This is a genomic window from Paracidovorax avenae ATCC 19860, from assembly GCF_000176855.2.
GTDB lineage: Bacteria > Pseudomonadota > Gammaproteobacteria > Burkholderiales > Burkholderiaceae_C > Paracidovorax > Paracidovorax avenae.
Genome location: NC_015138.1, coordinates 272321 through 287446 on the forward strand (window position 1 = coordinate 272321; position 15126 = coordinate 287446).

Here is a 15126-nt window from a genome sequence, read left to right on the forward strand (position 1 = left end):
CCTGGGCGAAGCATTCGCTTATCAGCCGAATGGTTGCGTTTCACAGTTCGTGATGCACTGCATAGAGTCGCCGCAGTTTTGTATCTGGACCATGAAATGCATATCACCCATGCTGCGACTCCCCACAGGAACATGAATGTGGCACGCGACGGCGGAGTTGCCATACAGGCAACCGCCCCCCGTGCAAAGAGCGTATCCCACGGCAACGCCATGCCGTTGGCCGCAGGCAGGAGCCCGGCCCACGCGGATGCGCCGGGCATCGGCCCGAGAAAAGGCATCCTGGACATCGCGGCGATCAAACCGAGGACGTTGGGCGGAGGGCATCTCCAAAGTGCGGGTTCCTGCTCTTCGTCGGGAGGCAGCAAGCTTGCAGTTCCCTATATTCCGCAAAATGGGACAAGAGGGTGCTGGGAAGCCACCATGAACATGCTGCGGGCTTACTTCGGGCAACCGCCTCTCGACAAGCGACAACTTGCCTACCTGTACGATGCAGAAGGAGTACCCAAAGAGTTGAATGGGCAACTGGATTACGCGACGAGAAACCGCAAGGCCAAACTCAAGAATGTCCCTGTTCCTGCAGGCAAGTCCTGGGATGCCGACAAGATCAAGGCCCTGCTCGATCAGCACGGCCCGCTGGAGGCCCGCATCGAGTCTCCCCACGATGAACTGGTTGCCCATGCAATTGTGCTCACGGGCATCGACGAAGACGGGGACGTCATCTGCCATGACCCGGAACTGGGCCCGCGGCAGAAAGTGTCCATTGAAATGCTCAATGCGGCCTTTGACTGGACTAGCCACCGGACGGCATTGACGGCATACAACGGGTAAGACCACGCGCTTATTCGTCGTGCTGCGCGGTCCGATGATGGCTGCCGGCCGCGAACCAGGCTTCAACGGCCACAGCAAGACCGGACGCGGACCTCCAATCTCTGCCTGGTCTTGCCCTCAGGGCAGGCTCAGGTCCATCCCCAGATGCCTGGCCAGGGCGAACGTCAACCACACCACCACCGCCAGCGCCAGCAGGAAGGCGGCACTGAGCTTGCAGGTGGTCAGCAGCAGCGCGCGCTTGTCCATCTTCTTGCCGCCCTGGTCGTAATGCCACTTGATGGCGAAGAACATGCACGTGCCGAACACGAGCACCTTGAACACAATGAAGACTACGGGGATCCAATCGATCATCTGGGGAGCTTCCGGGCGGGTGGCCTGATACGGTGCATGGGAGGCGGCAGAGGAGAATGCTGGGGCGCCGCCGCCCGCTCCGGGACATGGTACGCAGAAGCAATATCCATACATCTACGGCCCATGCCGCCATCCATCCCCGCCATGCAAGACGACAACGCGCCCCTATGGCTGCCGCGACTGGCCGTGCAGGGCGGGCCCCGCTTCCTTCAGATCGCGGATGCCCTGCAGGCCGCGGTGGCGGACGGATCCCTGGCCCCGGGCGACCGCCTGCCGCCGCAGCGCCTGCTGGCGGCACGGCTGGGCGTCGATCTCACGACCGTCACGCGCGCCTACGACGAAGCCCGGCGCCGCCACCTGCTGGAGGGGCGCGGCGCCCGGGGCACCTATGTCGCGGCGCCGAAGGTCGAATGGACCCCGATCCTCGACCTGGGCATGAACATCCCCCCGCCACCGGAGTGCGTGGACTTCGATGAGCTGCTGAGGCAGGGCGTGTCCCAGGTCCTGATGCGGGCGGATGCCGGGTTGCTGATGACCTACCACCCGGGCGGAGGCAGCGAGGCCGACCGGGAGGCCGGGGCCCGATGGCTCAGGCCGATGCTGGGCGATGTGGAGGCTGGGCAGGTCATCGTCTGCCCCGGTGCGCAGGCGGCGATCGCGGCACTGATACTGGCGCTGACGGAGCCGGGCGATGCGATCCTCGCGGAGCCCGCAACCTATCCCGGCGTGCTGGCTGCAGCCGCCCAATTCGGCCGGCGCCTCGTGGCGGTGGAAGCGGACGGGCAGGGCATGATGCCCGAGGCGCTGGAGCAGGCGTGCCGCCTGCACCGGCCCGGGCTGGTCTATCTCAACCCCACGCTGAACAACCCGACCGCCGTCACCATGCCGGAACACCGGCGCAAGGCACTGGCCGGCATCGCGCAGCGCTGCAAGCTGCGCATCATCGAGGACGACCCCTACTGGCTCCTGGCCGATGCCCCGCCGCCGCCCATCGCCACGTTCGCTCCGGAACGGGTGAGCTACATCGCGACCCTGTCGAAATGCCTGACGCCCGGCCTGCGCGTCGCCTTCGTCCTGATGCGGGACCCGCAGGAGCGCGAACGTTTCCTGGCCGCGCTCAGGGCCTTCGCGCTGATGGCCGCGCCCCTGACGGCCGCAGTGGCCACGCAGTGGATCCTCGACGGTTCAGCGGCCGAGTTGATGGAGGGCGTGCGCAAGGAAGCGCGCCTGCGCCACCGGATGGCGGGAGACCTTCTGGCGGGGCGGTACAGCGGCTCGGGAGACGGCCTGCATGTGTGGCTGGAGTTGCCAGGGTATTGGAGTTCTGCAGAGCTGGCGCAGGCCACCCGGAGCGAGGGCATTGCCGTCATGCCGGCGGAGGCGTTTGCGACGGGCGGCGGAGCCATGCATGCCAATGCCATCCGGATCTCTCTGGGCGGCATCAAGGACCGCGGGCGCCTGCAGGCGGGGCTCCGGAAGCTGTCTGATTTGTTGGCGCGGCGGCCCGGGTAGAGCGCTGTCCGGCCCTTGCAGGCAGTTTTCCGGCTGCGCACACCTCCCGCACGCATTCGCGAAGCCATCGATGCCCCGCATCCGCATGCATCCGCGGATGCCAGATCAGCGACACGGTGAAGTCCGGCAGATCGAATGGCAGTGCGAATGTCTTCAGCCCCATGCGCAGCCGGGCCGTGTGTGCCTCGGGCACCGTCGCCACCAGGTCGGTGTCGCGCGCGAGCGCCAGCGCGCCGGCAAAGCTGTCCACCGTCGTCACCACGCGGCGCGCGAGGCCCAGCGGCTCCAGCGCGCCGTCCACTATGCCGCGGTGCCCGGGCCGGCGCTCCACCACGACATGGCCGGCCTGCGCATAGCGCGCGGGTGTCATGCGGCCACGAGCAAGGGCATGGCCCGCATGCACCACGCCCACGAAGCGGTCGCGCAGCAGCGCCTGCACGCGCATCTCGGGGCCGGTGGACTGGCCGACGACGCCGGTCTCCAGGTCGACGCTGCCGTCGCGCAGCGGTGTGTTGTCCTTGTCGGGCTTGGGCGCGAAGCGCAGGCTGACACCGGGCGCCTCGGCCGCCACGCGGGCAATCAGCGCGGCGCCGAAGTTCTCGACAAAGCCGTCGCGCGTGCGCAGCGTGAACGTCCGTTCCAGCCGCGCGAGGTCCAGGCGTTCTGCGGGCCGCAGCAGCGCCTCGGCCTCGCGCAGCGCCGGGCCCGTCCGTTCCCGCAATTCGATCGCGCGCGGCGTGGGCACCAGGCCGCGGCCGGCGCGCACCAGCAGCGGGTCGCCGGTCGTCTCGCGCAGGCGCGCGAGCGAGCGGCTCATGGCCGACGCGCTCAGGCCCAGGCGGCGCGCCGCGCGCGCCACATTGCCCTCGGCAAGCAGCACGTCGAGCGTCACGAGCAGGTTGAGGTCGGGTCGCACCATGCCGCCATCTTGGCATGACATGGCGTCTCGTGCAGCTATTCAATGCAATCCATGCGCCTTCCGCCAGGGTCCGTTCGTCCCTACGCTGCAGGGAACGACTCCGGAAAGATGCCCATGAACGACAACCGACCCGCGCTCGCCGCCCTGTGCCTGACGATGCTGATGCCCTCGCTGGACACCAGCATCGCCAATGCCAGCCTGCCCGTGCTCGCCCACGCCCTCGGGGCATCGTTCGCGCAAGTGCAGTGGGTGGTGCTGGCCTACCTGCTCACCATCACCGCGCTGATCGTCGGCGCCGGCCGGCTCGGCGACCTGCTCGGGCGCGGGCGGCTGCTCGTCGCCGGCATCGCGCTCTTCACCGTTGCCTCGCTGCTGTGCGGGCTCGCGCCGACGCTCGCCACGCTGGCGGCGGCGCGCGTGCTGCAGGGCCTGGGCGCCGCGGCGATGCTGGCGCTGACCGTCGCGCTCGTCGGCGAAACGATGCCGCGCGACCGCACCGGCGCGGCGATGGGCCTGCTCGGCACGATGTCGGCCATCGGCACGACGCTCGGGCCGTCGCTGGGCGGCCTGCTCACCACGGCCCTGGGCTGGCGCGCGATCTTCCTCGTCAACGTGCCGGTCGGCCTCGTCAACCTGTGGCTGGCGCGCCGGCACCTGCCGATGGCGCGCCCTGCCACCGCAGGCGCCGGGCCGCGCTTCGACATCCCTGGCACCGTGCTGCTGGCAGGCACGCTCGCCGCCTACGCGATCGCGACGACGGTCGGCCGCGGCCATGCGCTCGCGTGGATGGCCGCCGCGCTGGCCGGCGGGCTCGCGTTCGTGGCGGTCGAGGCGTGCGCCGCTGCACCGCTGGTGCGGCTCTCGATGTTCCGCGACGCGGCACTGTGCGCGGGCCTCGCGACGACGGCGCTGGTGGCGACCGTGATCGCCACCACGCTCGTGGTCGGCCCGTTCTACCTCGCCCGCGCGCTGGCATTGCCAGCGGGCATCGTGGGCGTCGTACTGTCGTGCGGCCCGATGGTGTCTGCGCTGGCGGGGGCGCCGGCTGGGCGCGTCGTGGACCGCGTCGGCGCTTCTCGAGTGGTGGTTGGCGGCCTCGCCGCGATGTTTGCGGGCACCCTGCTGCTGGCATTGCTGCCATCGGGCCTGGGCGTGGCGGGATGGCTCGCCGGCATCGTGGTGACGACGGTGGGCTACGCGAGCTTCCAGGCCGCCAACAACACCGCGCTGATGCACGGCGCCGCCGCAGCGCAGCGCGGTCTTGTCTCCGGACTGATGAGCCTCGCGCGCAACCTCGGCCTCGTCACCGGCGTGGCGGCACTGGGCGCGGTGTTCGCCACGGCATCGTCGTCGGCCGATGTCGCGAGCGCGGGCGCGGCGGCCGTCGCGCGGGGCATGCACCGCACCTTCGCGGTGGACGCCGTGCTGATGGGCGCCGCGCTCGCCATCGCGCTGGCCGGAGCGTGGCTGCGCCGGGGCGGTGCCGACGACCCACCGACCGGTACGCTCGACGCTGCCCTCAAGCCTTCTTCACCGCCCGCGTCGCCACGAACGTCGGCATGACGTTCTCCACCACGAACCGCGGATGCGGCTGCCAGTCTTCATGGAAGCCCGTCAGCACGAAGCCCGCATCCAGTTGGCCGCCGATCTGGTCGGCGAGCGTGTGGCCGAAGACCAGCGCCTCTCCGCGGCTTTGCTTGTCCGCCAGGGCCTCGGGCGGCAGGTGCGCCACGTCGGAATAGGGCAGTCGCCACACCGGCTTCACCAGGCCCTGGGCGCGCAGGGTAGGGTCCCGGTCGCCGATGAACACCACCGGGTTCCAGAAGCTCGACAGCAGCGTGCCGCCGGGCACGAGCACGCGCGCGCATTCCCGCCACACGGGCCGCACATCCGGCACGTAGAGGTTGGAGATGGGGTGGAAGATCAGGTCGAAGCTGGCATCGGCGAACACGCCCAGGTCCCGCATGTCGCCCTGCACGCAGCGCAGGTCCAGGCCTTCCCGCTCGGCCACGGCGCGGTCCTGCGCGAGCTGGCCGGCCGAGGCGTCGTACACCGTCACCTCGGCGCCCGCCGCCGCGAGGATGGGGGCCTGCTGGCCCCCTCCGGCGGCCAGGCAGAGGATGCGCAGGCCGGCAACCTGCTCCAGCCATCCCGCGGGCAGCGGGCCCGGCGTGAGGTGGACCTGCCAGTGCCCGGCGCGCGCGGCGGCGATGGCCTCGGGGCCGACCGGGGCGGACCATTCGCAGCCCTGCGCGGCCTAGCGGTCCCAGGCAGCCTGGTTGTGGGCGAGGATGTCGATGGGATGGTTCATGGTTTTTGAGCGTGGCGACGGCGCATTCCCGCTCCCGATCATTGTCGCTCTTGGCTTGGCGTACCACGGCCACCCCACGGTCAAACTCCATGTCCTTGACCTGCAAGCGCAGGCCTTTCCAATCAGCCGCATGCCGGTACCGTACAGCAGGCGGCCAGCAAGGCCGTCAAAACAGAGGGAATGCGCTTGGGCGTGCGCGCCATCGAGCCATGGCAGGTCCATGCCCGACACCTCGCGGTAGAGGAAAACCTTCGATTTCCAGCTGCCCGATGTCTCATGGATGCCGCAAGCCGTGCCGTTTCACGAACATGTGCACCTATTGCACGCAGGCCTGCTCGGTACTCAGGCTATAGTGTTTGTAACGAATCGCTCACGGACCTGATCCAGCAACCGTGCGGCGTGCAACACAGGAGGGGGGGCATGGCTGAATTTAATTCTGTATTTTTGTACAGCACACGCGCCGTCAAGCTGGGCTACAAGCCCCTTTCCGCGTTTTCTTCGCACCAATTTAGACCGCAAGCGCCAGATATGGCCTGCGGCTTGGTGCGGTCTACATTACGTTAGGCCTCACATCACGCCATGCAGCCACACCTTGCCATATTCCATGTGGACAGTGTTCCAGACGCGACATTCGCCGATTTCCAGACCACCCTCGCTAACGAGCAAATAAACATCATAGTGGTTAGCCGCGAACCAAATGGCCCATTCGCTGGACTGGAGTGGCTCATGCCGACATTTGTTGTTGGGTTCGTTGCGGCGATGGCCCTAAAGGCGAGAAATTCAAATTACTGCTGCGCAGACCAATTTCAATCCAAGACTACGACAAATCAATCGATGCATTCCTCGATTTTCTTCGGGACATCAATGGCGGAGAGCTGCTAGCTCGATGCCTGGAAATATCCAAACAGATCGGAAAACCATGCTTGTGGTATTCGGCGAAAAGATGGGGAAAATTTCCCCAATAAATAAAAGAACTGGCCAAATAATAGACTTACTCATCAAACTCAGTGCCTATGGTTTAAGTGTGGAGGGATTGATCGGTGAAAATGTGCGGAATAATACATAATACCTTGGGATGTACCTTCGTCATGTCAAACGCAAAACGGTCTGACTGTTTGATTGAGCTGGCGCCAACCTTACGGTTGGCTCTTTTCAGTCGCCTCGCTCCTTAAATATCAGCTTATCGCGGGCGTTAGGGCAGATATAGACCACAGCCTTCCAAAATTTAGACCTCTGGACTCACCAACATGGCTACAACGCAAAGTTCCGTTGCCCTTGCTAAACCACAGAGCATTTGGGCTCGCAAGGTAAAAATTGATCTGAAGCCACTCTTCAAAGCATTGGCCAAGGCAGCAACTCATGCGGCAACCCTAAAGTTTGAGGAGTTAGGTAATGATGCAGTAGAAGCAGCGACGAGCTTGGGAATTGAAACACCAGTTCACGAGTTGGCCTACGTGCTTCTCAAGCGCGCTATCCTTGATGCACTGCTATCCCTCACAAGAGAAAGCAATTCCCACATTAACCCCGATCTGTGCCAGATTGACGCGCTCAGCGAACGGACAGAATCGCTGCTTGAAAGCATTTCTGTTAGTTTCGGACGCGACTTCTTTCAATCTCCGGGCAAAATTCCATTCGTAAAAACCGTGTCAGAGGCGTATGCGCAATGGCTTTGTGATGCTGGAGTCGCACCAAACGCTGCATTATCGATCGCTAGCCGCCTACCACAGTACTTCACATTTTCACTCGCCAATGAATGGCGCGCCAACGCCGGTAGATACAAGATTCTTCTTGAACAAAATGGCACTCCCTTTTCAGCAGCCGAAGCCGCACAGCATGGCTGGCAACTTTATTTTTCTTTTCTCAGGAAGCGCGTATCAGAGAGCGTTTTCGACGAACCATTTGGTTTGTCACAAATATATGTGCCGTTGAATGCGTACTATCTTGAGCCGAAGGAGAGATGTAGCGACTCAACGTCAATGTTGAAGAGTCCGCAAAAGCGCGTGTGCGTACGACTCGACGCAGAACTGAAGCGCTGGATGGGGGCGAAAAATAAAGCAGACGCGTTGCGGGTTATCAGCGGGGGACCAGGTAGCGGCAAATCGTCATTCACCAAAATGTTCTGCTGTGAATTAGCAGAGAGCGGGCACGCAAAGCCGATATATATCCCCCTTCACCTAATTGATCCTACGCGAGACGTTGCTCAAGAAGTAGAACGATTCGTCAGAGATGAAGGACTCCTTGGCTTCAATCCACTCGATCCGGATCGCGCCGAGGACGATCTGCTGTTGGTTTTCGACGGCCTAGATGAACTGGCAAGCATGGGAAAGGTTGCCGCCCAAGTAGCACGGGACTTTGTCCAAGCGGTCGAGCGGATGCTAGAAAGACGAAATCTGGGGCCCCATCCCATCTACATTCTGCTAAGCGGTCGTGAACTCATCGTCCAAGAAAATGAGACCGAGTTCCGTCGTCCGAAGCAGATTTTGTCTATTTTGCCGTATCTGGTAACAGATGAGAACGAATTGTACAAAGATCCAAAGAAGCTTCTCGAAATCGATTTGCGACAGCAATGGTGGAAAAATTATGGAGAACTGATTGGTGCAACGTTTCAGGCATTGCCCAAAGAATTGCAGATCCGAGAAATCGATGAAATTACAGCGCAGCCACTCCTAAACTACTTGGTTGCGCTCAGCTATCGCCGCGGAAAACTAGAATTCTCGAAATCGCTGAATCTGAATAGCGTTTATGGCGATTTGGTGGCAGCAGTACATGAGCGTGCTTATGAAAAAACACGAACATACCGCCCTATTAGTCACCTCAAGCTCAATGAGTTTGCGAGAGTTCTTGAAGAGATCGGTCTCGCTGCATGGCATGGTAGCGACGGTCGATCAACTTCTGTTCGTGAAATTATGTTGCACTGCCAGCAAAGTGGTCTTGAGTCCCTACTTAAGTCGTTTACTGAAGGGGCTCAGGCCGGTGTCACAAAACTTCTAGCTGCATTCTTCTTCCGCCGTAGCGGTGAAAACGTCGGCGACGATGCTGCATTTGTATTCACACATAAGAGCTTTGGTGAGTATCTTACCGCCACTCGAATCGTGCGAGGCCTTGAGCGGGTCGTGACAGAACGGGCACGCCGGAATAAGAATACTGATGACGGCTTCGACATCAGTGACGCGCTCGTCTATTGGATAAAGCTGGCGGGGCCAGCGCCCATGACCGAATATCTCCAAACCTTCTTACAACGCGAAATCGCTCAACGCACCGACATAGATCTATCTGAATGGCAGTCAATACTTTCTGAATTGATGGCAGCAGCCATAAATAGGCTTCTACCCATTGAGCGAATCGGAAACCTATCTTACGCTACCTGCGTAAGATATGAGACCAATGCAAGCACGGCACTCCTTATAGCTCTAAACGCATGCTCTTTAGCACTTCGTCGAGTGGCAAAGCTGCAGTTCGCAACTGAGACCAGTCTCGGTACATTCTTAAGGAGAGTCTGCCCTCAACGTTCGGGTCCGAAGTCGCCCCTTTTGTACTCCGCACTGTCATTTATGGATTTTTCAGGGCAGTGTTTGGATATGTTTGATTTTTATGGAGCAAACTTGGACCATACGATATGGAAAGGATCCAAGGTGCATTTCGCAACCTTCGGGAGAGCATCCATTTCTGACGCCGACTTTTCAAAAGCCATTCTTACTTGGTCCCGATTTGATGACGCGAGCATCAAAAATTCCAACTTTGACGGCGCCAACCTCACTTCAACAGCATGGCCGGGTGCAATGCTTGATGCCAGTAGTTTCCAAGAATGTGATTTCCGTAGTGCCGATTTTGGCGGCACGTTTATTAAACTATGTCATTTTAATATGGCAACGCTAAGTGAATCTACGCTCAACGAATGTAGTGAATTTATAGCCTCTTCAATTAATGGCGCAATCATTTGCGCCGATGATGAAAACCTCATCCGATGGCGGTCTGAGGATAAACACAACGTTCAGGGTTCTTTTGATATCCGTCAGGAACATGAAATTCGGTCGCCCCACTCCCGTAGAAGACGCAACAAAGCGTAATCCCACTAGCTCAGTTGACACGCTTCCTCTCTCCTCACGCCGAGCAAGAATGCGGAGCTTTCACCGACGTGAATCGCCCCCGGACGATTCACGCACGAGCAAGTCGAAGTAGTTCCTCATGAGCTTCAGGGCCTTCTTAGCAATGAGACGCGCATACAGTTGTTCAGCAACCAGCCACCTCACGCTTCCGTCGAGAGGGAGTCGCCCTGGCAAGCCGGGTCGATCCTCTTATGCCAAACGTCGAATATCTGCTTCTTGATCCCACCCGCGACGGCTCTGGCCGTCAACAGCCCCTACTCACATCGCCTCCACATCCGCCCCCACCTGGAACACCCGCGCAAAGTCGCAGCACGACTGCGCCAGCATGATCACCGAAGCCACCAGCGCGCTGCGCTGTTCCCCCCGCACCATCGCCACGTAGGGCACGGGCGGCAGGGGCGGCTGCACGTCGATCTCGGCCAGCATGCCGGCGGCGACCAGGGGGGCGAGGCAGTGGCGGGGCAGGTAGCTCACGCCCAGGCCGGAGATGGTGAGGCCGGCCAGGGCGATCAGGTTGCTGACCACCAGGGTGTCCGCGGGCTCCACGCCGCGCTCGCGCATCCAGCCATCGTAGATGCGGCCGGTGCCGGAGGCGTTGCCCTGCACCAGCAGGCGGTGGGCGGCCAGGTCGTGCAGGCGCACGGGGCGCCCGGGGGCGGGGGGCTGCACGAGGCCGGGGCGGCACATCCAGGCGCTTTCGACCTGGCCCACGGGCTTGGCGGGCAGGCGGCTGTCGCCGAAGGCGTCGGGCACGATGATGAGGTCCAGCGCGTCGGCCAGCAGCTTGTCGCGCAGGGGCACGCTGCCGTCCACGTCGGGCTCCAGCGTGACCTTGGGGTAGTGCGCGCGCACCAGGCCCACCAGGCGCGGCAGCCAGGTCATGGCCGTGAGTTCCGTCACGCCGATGCGCAGGCGGCGCTCGATCACCCCGGGCTTGCCGAATTGCTCCACCGCCGCATCGCGCTCGCGCAGCAGCTTGCGCGCCAGCATGAACATCTCCTCGCCTTTTTCCGTCAGGCGGGCGCTGCGCTGGCTGCGGTCGAACAGGGCGGTATCGAAGATCTGCTCCAGTTCGTGCACCCGCTTGGAGATGGCGGACTGCGTGGTGTGCAGCTTGCGGGCGGCGGGCGCGAAGCCGCCGAGCTGGCCGATCCAGTACAGGGCTTCCAGTTGCTTGAAGGTCATCATGGCAGGTGTCGATCCATCGCTTTTGTTCATGCGATTCGAGCACAAAAAATCGCTTTTCGAGAAATGATGCCGCTTTCACAATGGGCTGCATCCCGGCCGTGGCGCTGACCGCCCGCGGCTTCCCTCCGTCCGCCGCCGCCTTCCTCCAGGAGTGCCCGCCATGACTTCCCGCCGCCTTTTCTCGTCCTCGTCCCTGGCCGCCCTGCTGGGCGCCTGCCTGCTGGCCCACGGCGCCGCCGCCAGCGCGCAGGAGATCGACACGCTGGCACGCATCAAGCAGACCGGGGTCATCACCATCGGCAGCCGCGACAGCTCGATCCCGTTCTCGTACAGCCCCAAGGGCGGCAGCGAGCCGGTAGGCTTTTCCAACGACATCTGCCTGAAGATCGTCGATGCGGTGAAGGCGAAGCTGGGCCTGCCAGCGCTGCGCGTGCAGTACACGCTGCTCAATTCGCTCAACCGCATTCCGCTGATGCAGAACGGCACGGTGGACCTGGACTGCGCCACCACCACCAATTCCGTGGTGCGCCAGCAGATGGTGGCGTTCGCGCCCAGCCATTTCGTGGCGGGCATCACCGTGGCGGTGAAAAAGAATTCGGGCATCAACTCCCTGTCGGATCTCGCGGGCAAGACGGTGGCCACCGTGGCCGGCAGTACCTCGGTGCAGCTGCTGCGCACCTACAAGCGCGCCGAGGCGCTGGAGGTGCGCGAGCTGAGCGGCAAGGACACGGCCGACGCCTTCCTGCTGCTGGCCAATGGCCGGGCCGACGCCTACGTGCTGGACGACGTGCAACTGGCCGGGCTGATCGCCTCCTCGCCCAACCCGGGTGAATACCGCATGCTGCGCGACGTGGTGCTGCGCCAGGAGCCCTACGGCATCATGTTCCGCAAGAACGATCCGCAGTTCGAGGCGCTGGTGGACGAGACCGTCACGCAGCTCATGAAGAGCGGCGATATGGAGCGCCTCTACGCCCGCTGGTTCACCCAGCCGATCCCGCCCAACAACGTGAACCTGAACTTCCCGATGACGGAGGCCGTGCGCGAGGCCTACCGCAATCCCAGCAAGAAGGGCGTGTGATGGCCGGCCACGACGCGATTTCGGCCCGCTACCCGCAGGGCCTGCTGTTCCCCGAGGCCGTGATGCGCGAGGTGCGTGGCCGCTTCCTGCAGGTGGACCACGACCATGCGGGCCGCCCGCGGCTGTATTTCGACAACGCGGGCGGCTCCTTCCGCCTGAAGGCGGCGGTGGAGCGCTTCGCGCAGATCGATGCCGTACCCGACAACACCGAGCGCATCCACCCCGTGGCGCGCGAGCTGCAGGCCATCCAGGCCACCGGCACCGACGACCTGCGCATGATGCTGAACGCCGAGGGCGGCAGCGTGCATGCCGCGCTCACCGCTTCTGGCGCCATGTTCGAGATGGTGCGCGCCATCGCGCTCAACGTGCCGGGCACCAACATGGTCACCACGGTGCTGGAGCACCCCTCGTCCTACGACGCCATGGAGCGCTATGCGCGCGAGACCGGCCGCGAGTTGCGCGTGGCGCCCAGCAACCCGGCCACGGGCGGGGTGGACGTGGACGCCATCGTGCGGCTGGTGGACGAAGGCACGACGCTGCTGAACGTGATCTACGCCTCCAACATCTCGGGCGCCAAGCTCGACCTGGAGCGCATCGTGGCCGCGGCCCGCGCCGCCAAGCCCGACCTCTACATCGTGGTGGATGCCGTGCAGCATGCGCCGCATGGCCTGATCGACCTGCAGAAGACGCCGGTGGACGGCATCAACCTCGCGCCCTACAAGTTCTTCGGTTGCCGCGGCTCGGGCCTGGCCTGGCTGTCGGATCGTGCCGCCGCGCTGCCGCACCACAAGCTCTCGGCCAAGCCGGAGGGTTTCTGGGACCTGGGCAGCTCCTCGCCCTGGCAGTTCGCCGTGGTGACCGAGATCGCCGACTACGTCTGCTGGCTGGGCTGCCAGGCCCTGAAGGAACTGCCGGAACTGGCCGCAGCCCTGGACGCGGGCGCGGATGCCGGCGAGCCGCCGCGCCGGGCCCTGTTCGCGGCCGGCATCGAGCGCATCATGCTGCACGAACGCGCCCTGCTGGCGCGCCTGCTGGACGGTGATGGCACAACCCACCGCGGCCTGCGCGGCATGCCCGGCGTGCAGGTGTTCCTGGACCACCCGGACCTCACCCTGCGCGACCTCATCATCGCCATCGGCATCGACGGCGTGGACTGCACCCAGGCCGTGCACGAATACGGACTGCGGGGCGTGACGGTCTATGAGCGCAGCGTGGCGAGCCTGTATTCGCGGCGCATGCTCGAATCCTTCGGGCTGAAGGGCGCAGTGCGCGTGTCGCCGCTGCACTGCAATACGGCGCAGGACGTGGATGCGTTCCTGCGGGTGACGGAGGACATCGTGCGGGTGCACGGGGCGCACCGGGCGCAGGCGGTTGCCGCCACGGCCTGAGCCGACCGCCCGGGCCGCCTTCAGAAAATCCACCCGACGGACACGCCGAACAGCGTCTCCTTCAGCCGCACGTCGGCATTCCCGCCGCCGAAGCCGGCCGGCGGGCTGCCGGGCGGGATGGAGCCATTGCCGCGCACCGTCCTGCCGAAGGCATGGGCGGCGTAGCCGGTCACTTCCAAGCCGCTGGCGGTCTTCCAGGTGGCGCCCAGGGTCAGGTGGTCCTGCACCACGCCGGGCGCCAGCACATTCAGGAAGGTCTCGCTGGACGGCACCGGCTGCGTGGCGTGGCTGATGCCGCCGCGCAGCGTGAGCGCGGGCGACACCTGGTAGGCCACGGCCAGCTTGACCACGTTGACGTCGCGCCAGCCGAAGCCGGGCCCGCCGGCCGCGCCCAGCGGCACGCCACGCAGCAGCGGTGCCAGGGGATTGCCCACGGCGGCGACCCGGCTGTAGCGGATGCGCTGCAGGTCGGCGCCCAGCGTCCAGGCGCCGTTCGGGCGCCAGGCGATGCCGATGCCGTAGTTCTCGGGCACGTCGAAGCGGCCGCCATCGGCGAAGAGGCCGCGGTAGTCATCGAACTTGCCGCGAATCTTCGAGGCCCAGGTGGCGCCCAGCGTGACGCCCGGGGCCACGGTGCCCGTCCAGCCCAGGCGCAGGCCGGCGCCCAGGCTGCTGTCGGTGCCCTGGTCGCTCACCTGCTGCGGCGCGGACGAAAAACCCGAGAAGATGCCGATGCCCTTGGCCGAGAAGCGCTGGTAGGCCACGTTCAGGCCCACGCCGAAGCTGTGCTGGGGGGTTGGCCTCCACCCGACCGAGGGGGTGATGAAGAGCTGTTCCAGGTTCACCCCCGCCCGGCCCTGGGCGCCGAAGCGGCCGTAGGGGTTGCGGTCGTAATCGGTGTTCATGCCGCCGTTGCCGTAGGCCGCGATGCCCACGCCCCACTGGTCCGAGAGCTGGCGGGTGATGCCGAATTCGGGAATGAGGAAGGTTTTCCGGCCGTTGCCGCCGTAGCTTTCGTCGGGGCCGAAGGCATTGCCGACGATGCGGGCGCTGCGGCGCGGCAGGAACACGCTGGCGCCGGCATCCACGCGGTCGCCCACCAGGGCGGTGTTGGCGGGATTGGTGGCCGCTGCCAGCGCGTCCTGCCCCCAGGCGATGCCCACGCCCGCCTGGCCCAGTCCCTTGGCGCCGTAGCCGTGGGAGAAGTAGCCATTGGTGGCATGGGCGGCAATGGGCCACAGCCAGGTAGGGCCAGCGATGGAGATCAGCAGTGCCGCGGTGTGCAGGCTGCCGCAGGCAAGGCTACGCGAGGAAGTGCGGAGCGAGATGACGGAAGGGCGGTGCTTCGTGGAAGGGCGGTGCTTCGATGCGGTGGGCATGGCAGGCGGGACGGCTGAAGATGGAAGCCTGCATACTGAAGAGTCGATCGCCCGGCGGCCACGAAA

At 64.2% G+C, this 15126-nt stretch carries 11 protein-coding genes; 6 read left to right on the top strand and 5 right to left on the bottom strand.

Annotated elements, in window-relative coordinates; all coding sequences use genetic code 11:
* Positions 1-96 precede the first annotated feature (96 nt).
* Positions 97-828, top strand: a complete 732-nt coding sequence (locus ACAV_RS01210) for a papain-like cysteine protease family protein (protein ID WP_110088020.1) — start codon at positions 97-99, stop codon at positions 826-828.
* A gap of 117 nt (positions 829-945) precedes the next feature.
* Here the strand turns inward: ACAV_RS01210 and ACAV_RS01215 are convergent, their stop codons facing one another.
* Entirely contained in the window at positions 946-1179 is a 234-nt protein-coding gene (locus tag ACAV_RS01215) for a hypothetical protein (RefSeq protein ID WP_013592760.1), read from the bottom strand.
* A 144-nt stretch (positions 1180-1323) separates the two neighbouring features.
* Here ACAV_RS01215 and ACAV_RS01220 point away from each other — a divergent pair, with 144 nt between their 5' ends.
* Positions 1324-2691 (top strand): aminotransferase-like domain-containing protein, encoded by a 1368-nt coding sequence (locus ACAV_RS01220; protein ID WP_041828488.1) that lies wholly within the window; start codon positions 1324-1326, stop codon positions 2689-2691.
* Here the strand turns inward: ACAV_RS01220 and ACAV_RS01225 are convergent.
* Positions 2621-3610 carry a LysR family transcriptional regulator gene (locus ACAV_RS01225; RefSeq protein WP_013592762.1) on the bottom strand — a complete coding sequence of 330 codons (990 nt, stop codon included), beginning with the start codon at positions 3608-3610 and terminating at the stop codon, positions 2621-2623. The genes ACAV_RS01220 and ACAV_RS01225 overlap by 71 nt on opposite strands.
* Positions 3611-3724: 114 nt before the next feature.
* Between ACAV_RS01225 and ACAV_RS01230 the strand changes: the two genes are divergently transcribed.
* On the top strand, positions 3725-5173 hold the full coding sequence (locus ACAV_RS01230; RefSeq protein ID WP_013592763.1) for an MFS transporter: 1449 nt from the start codon (positions 3725-3727) through the stop codon (positions 5171-5173).
* Here ACAV_RS01230 and ACAV_RS01235 read toward each other — a convergent pair.
* Positions 5130-5822 carry a class I SAM-dependent methyltransferase gene (locus ACAV_RS01235; protein ID WP_244875544.1) on the bottom strand — a complete coding sequence of 231 codons (693 nt, stop codon included), beginning with the start codon at positions 5820-5822 and terminating at the stop codon, positions 5130-5132. The two genes, ACAV_RS01230 and ACAV_RS01235, sit on opposite strands and share 44 nt — an antisense overlap.
* A 1346-nt stretch (positions 5823-7168) precedes the next feature.
* Between ACAV_RS01235 and ACAV_RS23935 the strand changes: the two genes are divergently transcribed.
* Positions 7169-9988, top strand: a complete 2820-nt coding sequence (locus tag ACAV_RS23935) for a pentapeptide repeat-containing protein (RefSeq protein ID WP_013592764.1) — start codon at positions 7169-7171, stop codon at positions 9986-9988.
* Positions 9989-10285: 297 nt separating this feature from the next.
* Here the strand turns inward: ACAV_RS23935 and ACAV_RS01240 are convergent, their stop codons facing one another.
* A complete protein-coding gene (locus ACAV_RS01240) occupies positions 10286-11215 on the bottom strand; it encodes a LysR family transcriptional regulator (protein ID WP_013592765.1) in 930 nt (309 codons plus the stop codon).
* A gap of 160 nt (positions 11216-11375) precedes the next feature.
* Here ACAV_RS01240 and ACAV_RS01245 point away from each other — a divergent pair, with 160 nt between their 5' ends.
* Positions 11376-12293, top strand: coding sequence for an amino acid ABC transporter substrate-binding protein (locus ACAV_RS01245; RefSeq protein ID WP_013592766.1), 918 nt, complete (start codon positions 11376-11378; stop codon positions 12291-12293).
* On the top strand, positions 12293-13681 hold the full coding sequence (locus ACAV_RS01250) for an aminotransferase class V-fold PLP-dependent enzyme (RefSeq protein ID WP_013592767.1): 1389 nt from the start codon (positions 12293-12295) through the stop codon (positions 13679-13681). The genes ACAV_RS01245 and ACAV_RS01250 overlap by 1 nt, the downstream gene beginning before the upstream one ends.
* 20 nt (positions 13682-13701) lie before the next feature.
* Here ACAV_RS01250 and ACAV_RS01255 read toward each other — a convergent pair whose 3' ends face one another.
* Positions 13702-15060, bottom strand: coding sequence for an OmpP1/FadL family transporter (locus ACAV_RS01255; protein WP_013592768.1), 1359 nt, complete (start codon positions 15058-15060; stop codon positions 13702-13704).
* Between the last annotated feature and the right edge of the window lie 66 nt (positions 15061-15126).

Bases quoted from the DNA above. Each gene is read 5' to 3' on its own strand.
- ACAV_RS01240 (WP_013592765.1), bottom strand. From the start codon at position 11,215: ATGATGACCTTCAAGCAACTGGAAGCCCTGTACTGGATCGGCCAGCTC.
- ACAV_RS01210 (WP_110088020.1), top strand. From the start codon at position 97: ATGCATATCACCCATGCTGCGACTCCCCACAGGAACATGAATGTGGCA.
- ACAV_RS01225 (WP_013592762.1), bottom strand. From the start codon at position 3,610: ATGGTGCGACCCGACCTCAACCTGCTCGTGACGCTCGACGTGCTGCTT.
- ACAV_RS23935 (WP_013592764.1), top strand. From the start codon at position 7,169: ATGGCTACAACGCAAAGTTCCGTTGCCCTTGCTAAACCACAGAGCATT.
- ACAV_RS01245 (WP_013592766.1), top strand. From the start codon at position 11,376: ATGACTTCCCGCCGCCTTTTCTCGTCCTCGTCCCTGGCCGCCCTGCTG.
- ACAV_RS01255 (WP_013592768.1), bottom strand. From the start codon at position 15,060: ATGCCCACCGCATCGAAGCACCGCCCTTCCACGAAGCACCGCCCTTCC.
- ACAV_RS01215 (WP_013592760.1), bottom strand. From the start codon at position 1,179: ATGATCGATTGGATCCCCGTAGTCTTCATTGTGTTCAAGGTGCTCGTG.
- ACAV_RS01250 (WP_013592767.1), top strand. From the start codon at position 12,293: ATGGCCGGCCACGACGCGATTTCGGCCCGCTACCCGCAGGGCCTGCTG.
- ACAV_RS01220 (WP_041828488.1), top strand. From the start codon at position 1,324: ATGCAAGACGACAACGCGCCCCTATGGCTGCCGCGACTGGCCGTGCAG.
- ACAV_RS01230 (WP_013592763.1), top strand. From the start codon at position 3,725: ATGAACGACAACCGACCCGCGCTCGCCGCCCTGTGCCTGACGATGCTG.